Source organism: Pseudomonas sp. AN3A02, assembly GCF_011765255.1.
Classification (GTDB): Bacteria; Pseudomonadota; Gammaproteobacteria; order Pseudomonadales; family Pseudomonadaceae; genus Aquipseudomonas.
On the sequence record NZ_JAARNI010000001.1, the window covers coordinates 2,097,438 to 2,115,914 of the forward strand.

Annotated in this window: 19 protein-coding genes; 7 read left to right on the forward strand and 12 right to left on the reverse strand. The window is 60.1% G+C overall.

Annotated features, from left to right (window positions below; translation table 11 throughout):
- Positions 1 to 258 precede the first annotated feature (258 nt).
- The 5 genes from HBJ59_RS09720 to HBJ59_RS09740 form a co-directional block, all read right to left on the reverse strand.
- The gene (locus HBJ59_RS09720; protein ID WP_167663398.1) at positions 259 to 2,664 is read right to left on the reverse strand and encodes a TonB-dependent receptor; all 2,406 of its coding nucleotides are present in this window, start codon (positions 2,662 to 2,664) and stop codon (positions 259 to 261) included.
- Between the two features lie 96 nt (positions 2,665 to 2,760).
- Positions 2,761 to 3,735: a FecR family protein gene (locus HBJ59_RS09725; protein ID WP_167663454.1), complete on the reverse strand. Its 975-nt coding sequence runs from the start codon at positions 3,733 to 3,735 to the stop codon at positions 2,761 to 2,763.
- 32 nt (positions 3,736 to 3,767) lie between these two features.
- Positions 3,768 to 4,268, reverse strand: a complete 501-nt coding sequence (locus tag HBJ59_RS09730; protein ID WP_076016721.1) for a sigma-70 family RNA polymerase sigma factor — start codon at positions 4,266 to 4,268, stop codon at positions 3,768 to 3,770.
- Between the two features lie 108 nt (positions 4,269 to 4,376).
- Positions 4,377 to 5,840 (reverse strand): MFS transporter, encoded by a 1,464-nt coding sequence (locus HBJ59_RS09735; protein WP_167663399.1) that lies wholly within the window; start codon positions 5,838 to 5,840, stop codon positions 4,377 to 4,379.
- Between the two features lie 87 nt (positions 5,841 to 5,927).
- Complete coding sequence (locus HBJ59_RS09740) at positions 5,928 to 6,401, reverse strand: nuclear transport factor 2 family protein (RefSeq protein WP_167663400.1); 474 nt, start codon at positions 6,399 to 6,401, stop codon at positions 5,928 to 5,930.
- Between the two features lie 146 nt (positions 6,402 to 6,547).
- On the opposite strand from HBJ59_RS09740, the gene HBJ59_RS09745 reads away from it, so the two are divergent.
- Both HBJ59_RS09745 and HBJ59_RS09750 read left to right on the forward strand, forming a co-directional pair.
- On the forward strand, positions 6,548 to 7,402 hold the full coding sequence (locus HBJ59_RS09745; RefSeq protein WP_076016718.1) for a LysR family transcriptional regulator: 855 nt from the start codon (positions 6,548 to 6,550) through the stop codon (positions 7,400 to 7,402).
- Between the two features lie 118 nt (positions 7,403 to 7,520).
- Positions 7,521 to 8,123 carry a hypothetical protein gene (locus HBJ59_RS09750; RefSeq protein ID WP_076016717.1) on the forward strand — a complete coding sequence of 201 codons (603 nt, stop codon included), beginning with the start codon at positions 7,521 to 7,523 and terminating at the stop codon, positions 8,121 to 8,123.
- Here the strand turns inward: HBJ59_RS09750 and HBJ59_RS09755 are convergent.
- The 4 genes from HBJ59_RS09755 to HBJ59_RS09770 all read right to left on the reverse strand — a co-directional run bounded on the left by HBJ59_RS09755 (position 8,110) and on the right by HBJ59_RS09770 (position 10,809).
- Positions 8,110 to 8,697, reverse strand: coding sequence for a TetR/AcrR family transcriptional regulator (locus tag HBJ59_RS09755; protein ID WP_167663401.1), 588 nt, complete (start codon positions 8,695 to 8,697; stop codon positions 8,110 to 8,112). The two genes, HBJ59_RS09750 and HBJ59_RS09755, sit on opposite strands and share 14 nt — an antisense overlap.
- 39 nt (positions 8,698 to 8,736) lie before the next feature.
- Positions 8,737 to 9,507, reverse strand: a complete 771-nt coding sequence (locus tag HBJ59_RS09760) for a molybdopterin-dependent oxidoreductase (protein ID WP_076016715.1) — start codon at positions 9,505 to 9,507, stop codon at positions 8,737 to 8,739.
- A complete protein-coding gene (locus HBJ59_RS09765) occupies positions 9,500 to 10,123 on the reverse strand; it encodes a cytochrome b/b6 domain-containing protein (protein ID WP_076016714.1) in 624 nt (207 codons plus the stop codon). The genes HBJ59_RS09760 and HBJ59_RS09765 overlap by 8 nt, the downstream gene beginning before the upstream one ends.
- 77 nt (positions 10,124 to 10,200) lie before the next feature.
- Positions 10,201 to 10,809 carry a hypothetical protein gene (locus HBJ59_RS09770; protein ID WP_076016713.1) on the reverse strand — a complete coding sequence of 203 codons (609 nt, stop codon included), beginning with the start codon at positions 10,807 to 10,809 and terminating at the stop codon, positions 10,201 to 10,203.
- A 238-nt stretch (positions 10,810 to 11,047) separates the two neighbouring features.
- Between HBJ59_RS09770 and HBJ59_RS09775 the strand changes: the two genes are divergently transcribed.
- The 3 genes from HBJ59_RS09775 to HBJ59_RS09785 all read left to right on the forward strand — a co-directional run bounded on the left by HBJ59_RS09775 (position 11,048) and on the right by HBJ59_RS09785 (position 13,796).
- Complete coding sequence (locus tag HBJ59_RS09775) at positions 11,048 to 11,743, forward strand: heavy metal response regulator transcription factor (RefSeq protein ID WP_076016712.1); 696 nt, start codon at positions 11,048 to 11,050, stop codon at positions 11,741 to 11,743.
- Positions 11,716 to 13,128: a heavy metal sensor histidine kinase gene (locus HBJ59_RS09780; protein ID WP_076016711.1), complete on the forward strand. Its 1,413-nt coding sequence runs from the start codon at positions 11,716 to 11,718 to the stop codon at positions 13,126 to 13,128. Before HBJ59_RS09775 ends, HBJ59_RS09780 begins: the two co-directional genes overlap by 28 nt.
- Before the next feature lie 164 nt (positions 13,129 to 13,292).
- Complete coding sequence (locus HBJ59_RS09785) at positions 13,293 to 13,796, forward strand: hypothetical protein (protein WP_076016710.1); 504 nt, start codon at positions 13,293 to 13,295, stop codon at positions 13,794 to 13,796.
- An 87-nt stretch (positions 13,797 to 13,883) separates the two neighbouring features.
- On the opposite strand, the gene HBJ59_RS09790 is transcribed toward HBJ59_RS09785, so the two are convergent.
- A complete protein-coding gene (locus HBJ59_RS09790) occupies positions 13,884 to 14,750 on the reverse strand; it encodes an NAD(P)-dependent oxidoreductase (protein WP_167663402.1) in 867 nt (288 codons plus the stop codon).
- Between the two features lie 54 nt (positions 14,751 to 14,804).
- The gene (locus HBJ59_RS09795; protein WP_076016708.1) at positions 14,805 to 15,563 is read right to left on the reverse strand and encodes an SDR family NAD(P)-dependent oxidoreductase; all 759 of its coding nucleotides are present in this window, start codon (positions 15,561 to 15,563) and stop codon (positions 14,805 to 14,807) included.
- A 316-nt stretch (positions 15,564 to 15,879) separates the two neighbouring features.
- Here HBJ59_RS09795 and HBJ59_RS09800 point away from each other — a divergent pair, with 316 nt between their 5' ends.
- The gene (locus HBJ59_RS09800) at positions 15,880 to 16,437 is read left to right on the forward strand and encodes a GNAT family N-acetyltransferase (protein WP_083676713.1); all 558 of its coding nucleotides are present in this window, start codon (positions 15,880 to 15,882) and stop codon (positions 16,435 to 16,437) included.
- Here the strand turns inward: HBJ59_RS09800 and HBJ59_RS09805 are convergent.
- On the reverse strand, positions 16,415 to 17,299 hold the full coding sequence (locus HBJ59_RS09805) for an EamA family transporter (protein ID WP_167663403.1): 885 nt from the start codon (positions 17,297 to 17,299) through the stop codon (positions 16,415 to 16,417). The two genes, HBJ59_RS09800 and HBJ59_RS09805, sit on opposite strands and share 23 nt — an antisense overlap.
- Before the next feature lie 116 nt (positions 17,300 to 17,415).
- On the opposite strand from HBJ59_RS09805, the gene HBJ59_RS09810 reads away from it, so the two are divergent.
- The gene (locus tag HBJ59_RS09810; RefSeq protein ID WP_167663404.1) at positions 17,416 to 18,216 is read left to right on the forward strand and encodes a helix-turn-helix domain-containing protein; all 801 of its coding nucleotides are present in this window, start codon (positions 17,416 to 17,418) and stop codon (positions 18,214 to 18,216) included.
- Positions 18,217 to 18,477: the final 261 nt, after the last annotated feature.

An 18,477-nucleotide genomic window follows, 5' to 3' on the forward strand; every position in this document is an offset into this window, starting at 1 on the left:
GGGCGCAGGGTTGTTGTGAATTGAGGCGGTGGTCTGATTGGACATGGATACCGACATAGGCATCTCCTGTGCGGCTGGTTTCAGGGAGCGCCTCATCCTCCAGAGCACCACGACGAAATGATCGTCCAGGTACTGTATGAAAAGTGGGCAAACCTGTGTGGCCGAACGGTCGGATTCAGTTCCTGTGAAAGCGAGGAAAGGTCACAGCCCGTGCCGGCAATGCCGGAGCAGGCTGCGACCGCTTAAATCAACTGCGAGTCAAAACCCCACGCTGGCCTGCACAAAGAACGTGCGCGGCTGGCCCAGGTAGATCCCGGAGTTGTTGTCGCTGGAGCGCGTGTAGTGCTCCTGGTTGAACAGGTTTTTAACCCCGGCGCCCAGCTTCAGGTTCGACAGACGCGCACCGAAGTCATAACCGCTGCGCACGTTGACCGAGACGTAACCGGGAATATCCCCGTACTGGCCGTCAGCGGTCGGCTGGGTGATATAGGTGGTGCCAGTGCCCGGCGCACGCTGACCAGATTGGGCGTAGACGTCCAGGTTATGGGTCCAGTGGTTGACGTCGTAACGCAGCCCCAGGGTAGCCACTTCACGGGAGTACAGCGGCAAGTCGCGACCCTTGAAGGCAACGTCGCCTTCGGAGGTGGCCTTGGTGTAGGTGAAGCCGGCGTTGGCGGTCAGGCCATCGAGGCGTGGGTCCAGGTTCGACAGGTCGTAATGGGCCGACGCTTCGATACCTTCGTGCTTGGTAGCGCCGAGGTTGGTCCAGCCCACATCGTTGCTGACGTATTGCAGCTCGTCCGAGAAGTCGATGTAGAACAACGTCACTTCACCGCCCCAGACGTTGTCGTTGTAACGGGTACCGATTTCGTAGGTCTTGGCTTTTTCCGGGTTCAGACCGTTCGCGGTCTGGTCGCCGTTACCGCCCTGGCCCAGTTGGAAGTACTGCAGGCTGCCGAAGGACGTTTCGTAGTTGGCAAACAGTTTCCAGGCATCGGAGACGTGGTACATCACGCTCAGGGCCGGCAGCGGTTCGTTGTTGTGGATCTCGCGACGCTTCTCCTGGACCCTGGTGCCATTCAGGGCGACTACCGGACGGTCGTGCCATTCGGTACGGATCTGCTCAAAGCGTATGCCCGGGGTAACGGTCCATTTGCCGATATCAATCTTGTTATCGATATAGAACGAGTTGGCCTCGGTACCACCGGTACGGTCCTGGTAAACGTGGCCGTCATTCTGGCCCACCGGCGTCGGCACGTTATTGACCAGCGCCAGGCTGGTGGCTTGCTCGTGCATGCCTTCCTTGAGGTAGCGATAACCGACGCTGACTTCCTGGGTACTCGGCCCCAAATCAAACACATGGGACACCCGCGGCTCGATGCCGAAGGTGTAGTAGGTGCGCGGGTAGGAACCCAGGGTTTTCAGGTCGCGGTTGGCGATGTTGCTGCCGCGGAAACTGTCGGAGTAATACGTCAGCACTTCAGCCTGGGTACGGTCGTCGATCTGCCGGACGTACTTGAAGGACATATCCTTGCGCCGACCGCTGAAGTTGTCCCAGTCACGCACCGATTGATACGGGTTGGCGTCGTACTGCTTCTGGGTCAGGCCGCCGGGCATGTCGGCGCTGGCGTCGTAGTAGTGGAAATTCAGCGAGAAATCGTCTTGGTCGGTCGGTGCCCAGTGGGTCTTGAAGATCACGTCGTCGATGTCGTTGGAGTTGTTGCGGTCGCGGTAACCATCACCCTTGGTCCCGGAATACAGCAACGCCGCGCCGATACCGTTGTCAGCGGTGCCGCCGATGAAGGCGTTTTCGATGTGCTTCCAGCCGCCGTGGGCCGCCGTTTCCAGGGTGGTGCCGACCTCACCGGAGAATTTTTCCGGAATGGCGCGGGTCACGAAGTTGATCACACCGCCGACGTTTTGTGGCCCATAACGCACGGAGCCCGCGCCGCGGACCACGTCGATGCTGTCGAGGTTGCCGGAGGAGATAGGTGCCATCGACAACTGCGGCTGACCGTAGGGGGCAAACGCCGCCGGTACGCCATCGATCAACACCGTGGAGCGTGGCGACAGCCGCGAGGTCAGGCCGCGCACGCCGACGTTGAGGGAAATATCACTGCCGCCGGTACCGTTGGCTTCCTGCACCTGCACCCCGGGAATGCGCCGCAGCACATCGCCGACGCTCATCGCGCCCTGCTCCACCATGGCCTCACGTCGGACCACGGTGCGCGCGCCGGGGTGGTTCTGCACCACTTCGGCATTCGCGTCGCCCAGCCAGTCGCCGACGACCTTGATGTCGGTGGCACCCAGCTCCAGCGGCGAACCTGCTTCGCCGGTGCCTTTGCCAAGCGGGCGCAGGGTCACGGAGCCAGCGTCGATCTGATAATCCAGGCCGCTGCCTTGCAGCAATTGGCGCAGGGCTTGCTCCGGGGACAGGTTACCGTCGACGGCCGGGGCTTGTTTGCCGGCCACCATGTCGGGGCTGAAGAACACTTGCAGCGACGTCTGCTGACCCAACTGGCTCAACGCCGAACCCAGGGACTGGGCCTGGATATGAATGGCGTCGTCAGCGTAGGCCGCAGGCACTGCGGCGCTGACGGCCAGCGCCAGCGCAAGCGGTGCCCAGCGGGATGATTTATTGTTTTTCACGGCGAGTTTTTTCACGTCGAACGGAGTCCTGTGATCGCAAGAGAGTGCGGCTGTTAATGCAAACCAGTTGCAGTTGCACAAGAAGACGAAGAACTCGGAAAAAACCTGAATCTATCGTGAAATTATTTCCTGGCTACCGTCGGGCAAGGTGCGCAAGGCCACCGGAAGAATGTGCGGCAAGGCCTTGAGCAAGGCATCGGTGTCGTTGGATTTGAACACGCTGGTCAAGCGCAGGTTGCTCACCGCTGGTGCGCTGACCCGCAATGGTTGCTCGCGGTAACGCGAGACTTCACGGGCCACTTCGCCGAGGGTGGCGTTGTTGAACACCAGTTTGCCGGTGCGCCAGGCCGTGAGCTCTTCGGGGTTGACGGCGTAGGCAGCCGCCACCTGGCCCCGGGCATCCACATGGGTGCCCCGGCCAGCGGTAAGCATCACGATCTCATCGGGTGCGCGCCCTTGCACCTTCACCGTCCCGGCCTCGACCACCACGCGGGTCTGGTCGTCATCGCGGCGCACGTCGAAACGTGTACCGGTGACCGTCACCTGCCCTGCCCCGGCCGACACCACAAAGGGCCGGCTGGTGTCGTGCTCGACACTGAACATCGCCTCGCCCTGCTTGAGTTCGATGCCGCGCTGGCCTTTTACGTAGTGCACCGCCACCACACTGCGGCTGTTCAAATCCATCAGTGAACCGTCGGGCAGCGCCACCTGCCGGCGCTCCCCCAGCGCGGTGCTGAATTCAGCGTTATACGTCGCCGGATGATCCAGGCCACTGAACAAGCCAAGGCCCAGGGCCACCGCCAGCACGCTCGCCGCCACCGCATAGCGCAGCACTGGCCGGCGCTTCACACGCGGTTCCGGGGAATCGCACAACGCCTGCAAGCGTGCCTTGGGCACCAGGTCGGTGGCGCTCCACAAGCCTTGCAGCACCTCAAATTCGTACTGGTGTGCGGCATGCTCGGCGCGCCAGGCATCAAACCGTTCGCGTTCTTCGACGCTCAACGGGCTGTCCTGCACACGCACAAACCATTGCGCTGCCTCATCGCGGGCCACCGCACTGCCGCAGGCACACTCACGGGTATCCATCATGGAAGGTCCTGTTTCAAAGCGGGCATTGGTCATGGGGCCATCGCGTCCAGGCGGTCACGTAGATGCCGCAGGGTGCGGATCATATACTTTTCCACCATGTTTTTAGACAGGCCCAGGCGTTCGGCGATTTCCTGCTGGGTCAGGCCCTCGATTTTCTGCCAGATGAAAATCTTGCGGCAGTTCAGCGGCAACTCGGCCAAGGCCCGCTCGATGGAGTCCGCCAGCTGGATCGCGTGCATGAAATGCTCCGGGTCGCCACCGTGGGGCGGGCTCTGATCAAAGGCTTCCAACGCCATCGCCTCCCGGCGGTCTTCGCGACGATAGGCGTCAACTGCGATATTGCGCGCCGTTTGATGCAGGTAGGCACGAGGTTGCTCAACCGCAGTAGGCTTGGCCTCAAGCACCCGAACAAAGGTGTCGTGGGCCAGGTCCTCGGCCTGCTGACGGTTTCTCAGGCGCCGCGTCCAGGTCCCGATCAACTCTTCGTAGTGCTCGAAAAAGCCTGTTCTGCGGGGCGGCTGGGGAGTCATCAAGGGAGCACTGGGGAGGCGGGGCGTGAATAGTAATGCTTCCTATTAAGCGGGGCAATTGCTTCCTGTCGTCCTCTTTCGTTATCGTTTTTTCACTGTCCCACCCCATTACTGCCGGGGTGGGCTCAAGCCCCCCAGGACAGAGGCATTGGCTACGGATCGCCAAGCGAGGGTAATGCCCAACCCTGCACCCGTGACCAGGCAAAAGACAATGCAAAGGGTCGCGGCGATAAATGCCTGGGTGATCGCTGCCGGATCGGTGCGCGGACCGAGGATGGTATAGAACACCCCGCCAATTACAGCGACGCTGAGGGCGGTGCTGACTTGCAGGGTCGAACTGACAATGCCGGCAATCATGCCCGAATAGGCCGGCGCAACGCGGCCGGTGACCATTCGCATCAACGTCGGCATCGTCAGGCCTTGTCCGAGGCCAATCACGAACAGAATGGCGCCAAGGATCACCGGTGCCAGTTGCACCCCGACCGGTGTCGCGACGATGAGCCAGACCAGCCCAAGTAACCCGATGGACTCCAAGGCCATGCCGAGCGGATTGATATAGGCGCCGAGCATGCGCCGCCCCCACGGCGTCAGCAGTGGTCCTACCAGAAGCCCTGCACCAAATGGCAGGAACACAAGGCCGGCGCTCAGCGCGGATACGTGCAGCGCCTGCTGCAGATAGACTGAGAACAACAGAAAGAAGACCGCGATCGAGTAAAACAGCAATGCGATTATCAGCGCGCGGCCAAGCCCCGGTGCCGTCAATGCAGCCGGGACGATAAGAGGCACGCCGCCCGAACGGTCCAGGCGAGCCTCGTAAAGCCAGAACAGGCGCCCAAGCATCGGTACAGTAAGAAGAGACAACCACGACCACCACGGCCAACCTGCTTCCCGGCCCACGATCAGCGGTACAATGAGCGCACCGAGGCAGGCTATCGACAAGCCCATGCCGCCCAGGTCCAGCCTGGTTGCGTGGCGCACGCGCATCTCCTTCAACAAGGGGATGCCAAACAGCGCGACCAGCGCCACCACCGGCAAGTTGACGAGGAAAATTGCTCGCCACCCCAGCCCCATGAAATCAAGGGAAATCAGGATGCCGCCCAGGGCCTGCCCGATTACAGCGGCCAAGCCGAAGACAGCACCATAGAGGCTGAGCGCAAGGGGCTTTTCCGAATCAGGGAAAATCGCCTGCACCGACGCGAGCGCCTGCGGCGCCATTACGGCCGCCGTCACGCCCTGCAAGGCGCGTCCGACAACCAACACCCAGGGCGACCCTGCGAAGCCGCAAAGCACCGATGCGGCCGCAAAGCCGACCAGCCCGAGAAGAAACATACGGCCTCTCCCGTACAAGTCCCCGAGCCGCCCGCCAGTGATCAGTGTCACGGCATAAAGCGCAGCATACGAAGAAATGACCAACTGTTCAGCAGAGGCCGAGGCACCCAACTCCTCACGGATCGACGGGAGTGCAATATTGACGATAAAAAAATCCAGCGGTGGTAGGAACGCGCCGACAAGCAGAACCACGAACAACGCCCAACGGCGAGGGTCAGGTTTGGAAACATCATTGCAGAACATGGACAGTCTCCATATACAACCAATCGATGATGGGCCTCGCGTTATCCGCCAGGCGGCCAGCGGATGAGTCCCGAGCAGGTTTCTCGTTCAAATACCGACAAACGTTTCCGAACCAGCAATGGGCTTCCAGTTTTCCAGCGGTGTGAGGAAGTGCAGTTCGAAACGTCGCGCGGTGAATCGCCATTGGCCTTCGCGGCGCTCGAAGTGGTCGTGATACAGGCCGCTGACCTGTACCGGGCCTTTTTCGATGTCATGAAAGAGGCAGTCAGCCGCGACGGTTGCCGTGGCTACGCCCCCCTCGATATGGATCAGCGGGTTGGACATCCAATGGTGCATGTGGGGCATCTTTCGCCAGCTCTCTTCAGCCATCGCTACAACACCCTCCGGGCCGGCACCCTCGCCAAAACCCGGCAGTTCCAGGGTCGCGTCGGCATGCCAAATCGTGCGTAACAGAACGGGGTCAATGCGATCGAACGCATTGGCATATGTGGAGATGAGCGATTCGATTGCCGCGCGGCTTTCCAGCGCCTCCAGGCGAGCAGCCAGGGTTTCAAGGGTCATGGTTGTGTCCTTCAGTGGGTGCATGCGTCAGGCCTGATCGCCGGTTGCCTCTGCCTGGGTTCTTGGGTCTATTGTGCGAGCCGAAGGGGTTGCGGCGGGACTGCCATTACTGCATCTTCACTGTTCACTTTTGTACGGGGCAAACCATGGAGTGGAATGACTTACGCGTCTTCCTGGCCATCGCGCGGGGAGGTTCGCTGGGCGCTGCAGCCAAGCTGTTGGGCGTCAGCCACCCCACCGTGGGGCGACGCCTTCAGGTGCTTGAGCAGGCCGGCGGCGAGGTGTTCTTCCGCCGTACCGCGTCAGGGCTGGTGCTGACTGACAGCGGTGAACGCATTTTCGAATTGGCCGAAGAAATGGAACGCAGTGCACTGACGATTGAGCGGCGCATCGCGGGCGAAAGCGACCAGCCTGAGGGCCAGTTGCGGATATCTTCGGCAGACTGGTTCGCCAGTTACGTGCTGGGGCCCGTCCTGGGTGAGCTCGTCAGACGTCATCCATTGATCGTGCCCGAAGTGATTGCGGGGCACAGGTTGTTCGACCTGACGCGCAGGGAAGCAGACATTGCCTTTCGGATCATTCCTTTCACCGAGCCCGACATCGTCCAGAGGCGACTCGTTACGCTGAGCTACGGACTGTACGTGAGTGCCCAGGCGTCATTCCTGCCGCGAGATAGTGGTGAAGGTGTCGGCCTGATTACCATGAACACTGCACAAGCGCATTATCCGGATGTGCTCTGGTTACAAGCGCTGTACCCACAAGCCAGAACCGTGTTCACCAGCAGCAGCCGCACGGTTCAGGCACAGATGTGCACGCTGGGCCTGGGCGTTGCCGTCCTGCCTCGTGTTCTGGGCGATCAATTGCCCGCACTCAAACTGTTAGACACCGGCGAACCGCCGCCCGGGCGCGATATCTGGATGGGTTATCACCACGATATGCGGCAGATGGAGCGGCTTCGCGCCCTTGCAGACCTGGCAGACGAGATGATTGGGACGGGCTGATTGCCCCACGCGCACCGGTCACGCCAATCGGTCGTTTCAGGTTGAGTTAACCTTCCAACTGGTAGATAGTTACTTTCGACTCAGGGAATTCGTCAGCGCCTGATCATGAGGATCTGTTATGACCCGTATTTCCACCCTGCCGCCGCTGCCTTATGTTTTATCAAAGACCACGCAGCCCGCTGATAATCCGAGCGGGAAGGCCGCTGCCCCAGACTTCCCGGCACTGTTGAAAGCGCAGTTCAAGCCCGCCGCAGGCGCAAACCCACAAGCGGAGGCCGCCACGAACCTGTCGCGTCGACCAGACGTCGAAGTGATGCTGCAACAAATGATGGCATGCCGAAAGATGATGCCCGTCGCCACGAGCAAGAGCGGGCGAGCCCTAACGGGAACACTCGCGGTCCTGGAGGATGATTGCGCCGATGAGGCTCCAGACGAAACCACTGGCATTGGGGAGCAGAGCACCGACCATGCGCAGGCTGCGACCGTGTCACGCAACCGCGCCTGTGGCAGCGTGTATATCGTCGGGGTGCCCTTCGAATGCGCAATAAACCTGTCCACCACTGCGCTGGCGCAGCCTGCCAGCGTGCTCACATGGGTATCAACCGAAGCGGTTCAAACGCCATCGCCCCCACAGCGGGCTCGGCCGTTACGCCAGCGCAAGCCCTTATCTGTCGATGGGGATCAGCCGGAACCGGGGAACTCAGACTTCAGCCTTGAGTGATGACAAGCCTGTCCAGCAATGGCTGAGCGATCGCACCAAAGGTTTCGGCATCGCCGTACGCCCGGGCAGAAAGCATTGCGCCATGTACCGTTGCCATAAACATCTCTGCCTCGGCGCGGGCATCACAGGATAAAGCGAATTTTCCTTGCTTGGCCCCTCGCTCCAGCACAGAAGTAATCCAGGCAGAGAGCGCTCGAAAATGAGCCCTCACTTCCAGAACCACCTCTTGAGGCAACACGGGAATCTGGGTAGCGAGCAAGGCACACACGCAATAGCCCTTGGTCACATCACCGACACAGTCGAGCCAATAACCGATATAGGCACGCAACTGGTCTGCGGGATCAGGGTAGTGACGCTCCAGCGCCGCAATCCCGGCCTCGGCCTCTTCGCGATAACGCTCGACCAGCGTGCGGACGAGATCAACCTTGGTGGGAAAGTGATGGTGAATGCTTGCCTTGCGAATGCCCACGAATTCAGAGATGTCGGCGTAACTGAAACCGTTGTACCCACCTCCGATAATGAGTGAGCGCGCGCAGTCAAGAATTTCATTGAAGGTACTGGAAGGATTATTCATCGCGAAAATCTATCTTCCAGTAGGTTTGGAGTCAAGCCTTCAGATACCGCTGAACCAGTTGTAACCTTGATCTTCCCAGTAGCCGCCGGGATTGTCATTTCCAATAAAAATCTCGACAACATGCTTGGGATTCTTGAAGCCCAGCTTGGTGGGCACGCGGATTCGAAGCGGATACCCATACTCCGGAGGGAGTGCGACTTCGCCGTAATCCAGCGCCAGCAGGGTCTGCGGATGGAGTGCGGTCGGCATGTCCAGGCTGGAGTAGTAGCGGTCAGCGCACTTGAAGCCCACATACTTGGCGCCAGTGTCCGCGCCGATGTGCTCCAGGAAGGTCTTGAGCGGCACACCCCCCCACTGTCCGATAGCACTCCAACCCTCCACGCAGATCAAGCGCGTGATGTCGGTACGTTGGGGCAGCTTGCGCAAACCTTCCAGCGTCCAGGGCGCTTTGTCCCGGGCCAGGCCAGACACGGCCAGCGAATAACTCGACAGGTCGACTTCAGGGATGTCGTCCTCGCCGTAGAACGCGTTGAACGGAAAGGGTGTGGTCATTTGCGCCTTGCTGAAGGTCGGTGCCAGTTTCTGCCCACTGAACAGCCAGGCCTGAACCCGATCGTTCCAGCGCGACATGGCCCACAACACCTTGTCCACCTGGTCGCCGTCCTGCAAATTGCAACCGGTCAACATGGCCATGGCCCCGACGGTCAACCCGCCGCGCAGGAAGTGCCGACGCTGGATATTTTCCAGTTGACGCTGCTGAGCGGGCTCAAGCCTGATGCGCTGGGTCGTGGTTTTTTTGGGTTCATTCATGATCGGGCCTCCCGTTTTCAATCGGCCGTACGCCACCTGTGATCATGGGCACCAGGGTTTTCGGCACCAGCAGTACGAGCACCAAGTGCACGACGACAAACGCGCCAATGGCAGACATCGCCACAAAATGTACATAGCGTGCACTGTCATAGCCGCCAAACAACGCGACCAGTTCCTGCAGCTGGATGGGCTTCCAGATCGCCACGCCCGAAACCACAACCAACGCCCCAGCCCCCAGGACAACCCCATACATCAGGCGCTGTACAGCGTTGTAGACACCCGTCTTATGGGCCAGCCGAAAATGCAGGGCATCGTTCAAATCACGCTTGACCGCCTGGACGGTGACCGGCAGGAAATCACGCTGAAAATGGCGACTGAACAGGCTATAGAGCACGTAAACAAGGCCGTTGATAACCAACAACCACATAAATGCAAAGTGCCAGGCGAGCGAGCCGCCCAACCAGCCACCCACCGTCAACTGAGCTGGGAACCGGAACCCAAACAGCGGGGACGCGTTGTAGATCGCCCAACCGCTCATAAACATACACACCATACAAATGGCGTTAAGCCAATGGGTGAGGCGCACAGGCCAGGGATGAATACGACTTCGTTTCATGCTGCTCCCTCCCGCCAAAACAAGGAGACGCCTGCGGGAACGAGGCCGCCGGGCCTCGCTGCCACAGAGCCGCCGTTTTACATAGGCGGCTGGAAGCCGTCTTTACCGACCGCAACGCCGCGCGCGCTGCCGTCTTGCGCAGGGAACACGACAATTTTGGCGCCTTTGACCAACTCATCGGCCTTACCAGGCTCGACATAAGCAATCGGCACATTCGTCGGCACAACCAGCTGTTTCTCACCGCCTTTGTAGTTGACGGTCAGCGTGCGGCCGCTGGCGTTGGACAACTTGCCCACGGTGCCATTGGTCATGGTGCCCGTCGTGCCATCGGCATTTTGCCAACCGTAGTGACCTTCGCCGCTGCCCTTAAGGCTGGATTCGAATACCGTGACCTCCAGCGCCTTGAGCGTACCATCAGACTGCGGGATGGCTGCCGAACCGACAAAGCTGTCGGCCTTGATCGAATCAATATCTGCCTTGGAGACCCTGACAATACCGGTCTTGTCAGTCAGGCCGATGGTTTGGTGGGCACCGGTGCGAGAGGTAAAGGTCAGGGTATTGTTGTCGACACTTTCGACCACGCCCCGTAACGGTTTGATGACCGGCATATCAGCTGCGGCTGCGATCGCGGCAGCACCGACCATCAATAAACCAAACGTGGTGGACAGAGCACTCTTGAGCTTCATGTTGGGGATTCCTCACTGGTTTAAGTGCATCCATCCTCCAACCTCAGCCGGGCCTCCACGATGACCAGCAGATGACATTTTTGTCATCTGCTGCCCCCTTACCACGAATGACAAAAATGTAACCCGCAACTTTCCCATAGCTGGTTAAACTTTGTTTCATACAAGTCTTGTAGCTATCTGGTATCTGCTCCGGACCCCACAGTTTGCGCACCTGGCAGAGAAAGCCGAGCCCACCTGAATGCATATTTTGCTGATTGAAGACGACACGAGTACCGGCGAGTACTTGAAAAAAGGCCTTGGCGAGTCCGGCTATAAGGTCGACTGGACCCAGCACGGCGCCGACGGCCTGCACATGGCACTCGAAACGCCCTACGACCTGATCGTGCTGGACGTGATGCTTCCGGGCATCGATGGTTTTCAGATCATCGAACTGTTGCGTGCACGGCAAGACGTGCCGGTGCTGTTCCTGACGGCTCGCGACCAACTGCACGACCGTATTCGCGGCCTGGAACTGGGGGCCGACGACTATTTGGTCAAGCCGTTTTCCTTTACCGAGCTGCTGTTACGCATTCGCACTATTCTTCGGCGCGGAGTGGTCCGGGAGATCGATCACTTTCACCTTGCCGACCTGGAGTTGGACTTGGTCCGTCGTCGTGTCACCCGCCAGCAGCAAGTGATCGTCTTGACCAACAAGGAGTTCGCCTTGCTGCATCTGTTCCTGCGCCGGGAAGGCGATGTGCTGTCCAGGGCACAGATTGCTTCGGAGGTCTGGGATATGAATTTCGACAGCGACACCAACGTGGTAGATGTCGCCGTCAAGCGCCTGCGCAGCAAGGTCGACCTGCCCTACCCGGTCAAACTGATCCATACGGTGCGTGGCATCGGCTACGTGTGCGAGGTACGGCCATGTGGCGCCGACGCCAGCCGTCCCTGACCCTGCGCTCGACGCTGGCGTTCTCACTGGTCGCCATGCTCGCAGTGGCCGGGGCCGGGTTTTACCTGTACGCATCCATGAGGGCGTCGGTGCTGATGAACACCGACCATGCGGTGATGGGACGCCTGGATCACTTTCGTAAACTGCTGCACTACGAGCTTGCCCTGGACAAGCTGCGCGACAGCCCGCAAATTTTCAAAAACATGCTCGACAGCGAAGACGACATCTTCATCATCGGAGAGCCTGGCCAGGAGCCCGTAATACAGGTCAATCCGTTGGGCGTCGTGCTACCGGACCTGCCAGTGATCACTCCGGACACGGCGCTGCGCGTAGAAGACTTGCGCAGCGGCATGACCGACGCAGGTGTGCCGCTGCGCGCTGCTACCGTGCAAACCACCTCCGGCGGGCGCGATGTACGGCTCACCGCCGCGCACCTCATGGATAAGGAAATGGCCATGCTCAAGGCCTTTCGCGAGCGTATCTACCTGGCAGTGAGCCTGGCCTTCCTGGTCACCGCCCTGCTCGGCTACATCCTGCTGCGGCGCGGCCTGCGCCCGTTACGCCAGATGGCGGCGCACGCGGCGAACATAACGCCCCAGCGGCTCGACAGCCGCATGAACAGCGCAGACACGCCGGTTGAGCTGCAGCAACTGAGTGACGCCTACAACGCCATGCTCGACCGCCTCGCCAACGGTTACCAGCGCCTGATACAGTTTTCTGCCGACCTGGCTCACGAAATACGCACGCCGGTCGGCTCATTGATGGGGCATTTCCAAGTGGCGCTGCGTCAGTCACGCACCCCGGACGAGTACCAGACACTGCTTGCTTCAAACCTGCAAGAGCTGGAGCGCATTTCACGGATCGTAGAGAGCATTTTATTCCTCGCGAGGGCTGACGAAGCGCAGGCGATGGTGGAGCGCCAATCGCTGTCTCTGAATGACGAAATCCAGCGCATCTGCGAATACTTCGAGGGGCTGGCAGAGGAGCGCCAGATCACCCTGCGGACCGTCGGCGATGGCGTGGCCAACGCCGATCCATTGCTGCTGCGCCGAGCATTGAGCAACCTGGTGGCCAATGCCATTCGCTATGCCGATGAAGGCAGCGAGATCCTGCTGCGTGTAGTGGCGACCGGCTCCGGCTGGCGCATTGATGTGGAAAATCAAGGCCCAGTGCTTGCCGATGAAATCCTGCGCAAGCTGTTCGACCGCTTTTACCGTGGTGACGCCTCTCGTCACCAAAGCTCGGACTCATACGGCCTTGGCCTCGCGATCGTTGCGGCGATCATGCAACTGCATGGCGGTGAGGTGAGTGTGGAACAGCCAACGCCTGGGACCATCCGGTTTTCGTTGTTATTCCCCGCTGACCGGGCCACCAACCGTCAGTAACGAGACCACGCGCAGCTATTCACAGGGGAACTGCGCAAGCAATTCGGCCAACCCAAAAGTCAATCGCGCGCCGCCGCGACAACTCCCAAGACAGTTGCTTGACAGCCAGACTACCAACTAGTAGGTTTGCGCTGACTCGTTATCTTGTCTTCAGAGAGCTACCCATGACTCATCCCATTTCGTCCCTTGGTGCGATTCATACGGTTATTAGTTTGGTCCCCGTTCTTGCAGGCCTCTACAGCTTCGCCCGCTATCTGAAAATCGACTCGCTCACACGCTCCGGCAAGGTCTATCTCGCCGGGTTGACGCTAGCGGTTATCACCTCCTTTGGAGTGTCCAGCACGGGAGGCTTGAACCCCGGGCACGTATTCGGCATCGTGATCCTGCTTGTAGCCTTTGGCGGCGTCTACGTGCGGCGCGTGCCATTCCTGGGAAGACTTCGTCCGTATCTGTCGAGCTTCGGGCTGTCTTTCAGCTTTCTCCTGTCGCTGGTCCCCGGCGTCAACGAAACCCTGACCCGGCTACCCGCTACCCACCCGCTGGCCGACGGCCCCGGCTCCCCACCCGTGGTAGCCACACTGCTGGTTTTGCTCGGCCTGTTCGCCATGGGTTTCGCTGCCCAGTGCTGGCAAATCCATTCGCGAAACCGCGAAATGACACAGGCATAAAAATCGCGCTGAACCCGGTACCGGGCGAGACCGCGTTAACGGTGATTCCATCGCCGCCACGGCCGTGGACGATGACCACAGCGTTCTTCAACGCGAGTTTCCTGGCGATCTGACGACGCTGGAAAACGCCGACCAATCCTGGTTGCCCAGGCCATTGGCCATCGCCGTAATCATTCTGGAGCGCACGATGTCGGCGGCCGGCAATTGCAAACCCTTGTCGCTGCCCGCTGCGATCGCCAGGTTGATGTCTTTAAGCCCCAAGGCAAGCTTGAAGCCCGGCTCGTAGCGCCCGTTCACAATGTTCTGCCCGTAACGCTGGTAGCTGGGGCAGGCAAAAAGCGTTTGGGTCATGAGCTCCACAAAGCGAGCGGCATCCAGCCCATAGCGCTGGGTCAGCGCCGTTGCCTCGGCGAGGGATTCAATGGCCTGCGTGATCATCATGTTGCCGGCAATTTTCGCAATACAGGCATATACCGGACGATGGCCCAGGTACCAGGTCTTTTTGCCGAGCACATCAAATAGTGGTTGAAGTCTGGCAATCGCTGCTTCCTGCCCTGCCGCCAGAATGTTCAGCTCACCCTTGCTGGCCGTTGCCGGTACACCGAACACCGGCGCGGCCACTAAGGCCAGGCCCAACTGGTCGTGCAGTGTTTGCAGTTGCTCCATGAGCGAGGGTGACAGGGTCGACATCACGACATGTGTGCAATGTTCAGCAGCCCCATGCAGCGCTCCGGAAGAAAGCAGCACTTCGTGAACGGCCTGGTCATCAGCGAGCATGCTGATGACTACCTCCTCCCTGAAAGCCGCTGCAGGCGTATCCAGGAGATGTACCCCCTCGACATTTTCCAGCGCCCGGGCGCTGCGGTTCCACACGCTGACGCGGTGGCCTGCGCGCACCAGCAGCGGCAACATGGCCTGTCCCATGCTCCCTGTACCTATGAATCCAATTCTCATCACTCACCCATTGCGTTGAACGAGACAAACTCGGGGCGTAAACCTGGGTAACCGTCAGATTTGCGAAAGACCGCCGTCGACCATCAGTTCCACGCCGTTGACATACTTGGCGTCAGCCGACGCAAGGAAAAGAGCGGATGTCGCGATTTCACCGGGTTCGGCCATGTAACCCAGCGGGACGATTTGCTCTACATGACTTCTGAGCGCGTCGATCTGGCTCGCGTCCATCTTCAGGCCGTTGTCCATTAACGGTGTTCTGGTGAAGCCAGGGCTCAGCACGTTGGCACGAATTTTCCGGCCTTTGAGCTCATTGGCCCAGGTCCGGGCAAATGAGCGCACCGCCGCCTTGGAGGCGTTATAGAGACTCAGGCCTTCCATGCCGTTGCTGGAGCAAATGGAGGCAGTCAACACGATCGACGCGCCATCTTTCATCAATGGCAAAAGGGTCTGAACCGTGAAGAACACGCCTTTGACGTTAATGTCGAACATCGAGTAGTAGGCCGCCTCGGTGGTTTCGCCGATCGGGTTTTTTTCGCATATGCCAGCGTTGGCAAACACCGCATCCAGTTGATCGTCTTGTTGTTCAATCAATGCCTTGAGCGCATCAAGGTTGGACTGAACGGCAACATCAGACACGACCGCTACCGCTTTACCGCCCAGTTTGGCAGCCGCAGCTTCCAGCGTTGCCGACGAGCGACCGGTGATGTAGACACGTTTAGCGCCCTCGGCAACCAATGCCTGCGCAATCGCAAAGCCGATTCCGGTGGAAGCGCCCGTGACTACTGCTACTTGGTTGTTGAATTTACCCGACATGTCTTGACTCCTCAGTTGTGCCTTGATGGTTTATTGCAAAGGCAATTGATCGACACAGTGTGGGAGTCAACGAACGACAGTGGCACTGCCAGAAATGTACGTTCTATGTGCATTTTTGTTGGGGCGTTGCATCTGGCTGGGACACGTTGATCTGCAGAGATTGAAAGCGATCGAATGGGTGACTCCGGCGTGGGAGCGCATACGCAAGCTGGAAAGCCCAGGCCCACGCACCGGAGGCCACCGCCTTTTCCTGACCCTTGTACAACGCCGGCAATCCCGGCAGCATTCGCCCGTGACTTTCACGGACGAGCACCTTATGACCCTGCCCTTTTTCGCCCCCGTTCTCCTCACCACCGAGCGCCTGGGCCTGCGCCCTCCCCATCAGGACGATTGGCGCGCGCTGTTTGCCATCTGGTCCGACCCCGAGGCCATGCGCTACTTTTCCTTCCCCACCATGACCCACACCGACCAGGCCGTTGAGCGCTTCGGCCAACTGATGGAAGCCTCGATTACCGGTGAAGACCTGGTGTGCATGGTGGAGTTGCTGGCCACCGGCGAGGTGATCGGCAGTTGCGACCTGTTCAATGTGGATGAGCAATGCGGTCGCGCCGAAATCGGCTTCACCCTGAACCGCCAGCATTGGGGCAAGGGCTACATGAGCGAGGCGGCCCGCGCGGTGATCGACCACGGCTTCAACACCGTCGGGCTGCGCCGCCTTGAAGCCGATATCGACCCACGCAACCTGGGCTCCGCAAAGCTGCTTGAGCGCCTGGGTTTTGTGCGCGAAGGCCTGTTGCGCGAACGCTGGGTGGTCGGCGATGAGATCTCGGACAGCGCGCTCTATGGCCTGCTCAAGCGTGACCGCCCTGCCTGACCCACAACGAGCGCCCCTTCTTCATTCCCACGATCAAGGCCAACAGAATCAACCCCATGGCCTGCCACTGGGAAACCCCGGGACGCTCACCCAGAATCAGCATTGAGCTGACGATGCCAAACACCGGGATCAGCAGTGACAGGGGCGCCACCCGGGAAACCGGGTACTCGCGCAACAACAGGTTCCAGCCCCAATAGCAGAAGTGCGTCGCGCCATACACCTGGAACGCCAGCGAGAACAACGCCACGCCATTCAACTGCCCCGGCAACGCGATAAAGGCTTGCGGGCCGTCCAGCAGCCACGTCAACAGCACCAGCGGCACCGGTGCAAACAGGCTGGCCCAGACCACGAACGCAAAGATCTCCCGCACCCCGGAGACCTTGATGATGATATTGCCGATGCTCCAGGCCAACGCGCTGAACAGCACCAGGACAAACCCCAGCATCGTGGCAGTGCCCTGCACACTCAACAGCATGCCCACCAGGCCCATGGCCGCCAGCGCCACGCTGATCAATTGCGGCAGGGACAGGCTTTCACGAAACAGCAGCACGCCCCAGCCCACGGTGAAAAATGCGCTGAACTGGATCAGCAACGACGCGCTGCCGGGCGGCACGCCCATGGCGATCCCAAGGTTGATCAAGGCCCACATCGCCACGCCGAAGATCAAGCCATAGGCCGCCAGCCACTTCACCGCCACCTGGGGGCGTTTCACCAGAAACACCCAAGGCAACGCAGCCAGGGTGAAACGCAGGGCCGTCAGTAACAGCGGGTTAATCTCGGCCAGGCCCAGCTTGGTGATGGGGAAGTTGAATCCCCACACGGCCGTCACCAGGACGGCCAATAACAGGTGTTTGTGTTTCATGGTGACGGGGTCCATTTGCGGGTTGGCACGACAAAAGGCCGTGCATCCGGCAGATTTTTTCGCAAACCGTGATGGCCCGCCTGCGATTGTGGGTCAACAAAGGCTAGAATCAGGCCATGCCCGATATTCATCCCTACGAAAACACCCCACGTGACGTGGTCGTGACCGCCATCGACTATGCCGACGGCCAGCTGTTCCCCGACCACGCGCACCCGCGCGGGCAGTTTGCCTATGCCAGCTGCGGTGTGATCACCGTGTATACCGCCACCGGTAATTGGGTAGTGCCGCCACGCCGTGCTATCTGGGTGCCGCCGCATGTGTCCCATGCCATGCTGATGCGCGGGCCGGTGACGATGCTCAACACCTACATTCGCCCGCAGGCGGCGCGGCGGCTGGAGTTGCCGCAAACGTGCCAGGTGCTGGATGTGTCGCCGCTGCTCGGGCAGTTGCTGGAAAAGGCCGTGGAGGTGCCTGCGCGTTACGCGATGGGTGGCCGAGATAGCTATTTGATGGGCTTGCTGCTGCACGAGATTGCCCAGATGCCGCTGTTGCCGCTGTGTGCACCGTTGCCCGCCGAGCCGCGGTTGGCGAAGGCTTGCGAAGAGTTTCTGGCTGGGCCTTCGTTGGAGGTCAGCATTGATGCCATGGCGCTCGGCGCGGGGATGAGCCGCCGGACGTTTACCCGGCAGTTTCGTCAGGCCACGGGTATCAGTTACCTGCAGTGGCGCCAGCAAGCCTGCCTGCTGGCGGGGATTGTGCGGCTGGGCAATGGGGAACCGGTGACCAGGGTGGCGCTGGATTTGGGCTATAGCAGCCCGAGTGCGTTTGCGACGGTGTTCAAGCGTGTGTTGGGTGAGGTGCCGAGTCGTTATTTCACCAGGGAGTTGCGGGGGGTGGGTCGGGGTACATATCCGTAATTTTCGTAACGGCGACTATGGGTTCCGCTCTTACAGCGGCTCACTTTTGAACAGCGCAAAAGTAAGCAAAACGCTCTTGCCCCACCACTCGGCACCTCGCCTAGGCTCGGTGTGCCCTCACTCCGGCTTTGGAGCGTGGGCCGCCGCGATGGGCCATCCTTGGCCCAGCGCGGCTAACCCGGCGTCCTGCCGGGTTACCCACGCTCCAAAGCCTGCGTTCGGCCAGCGTGGTTTAACGGGGCGCCTAAGATCAAGATCAAA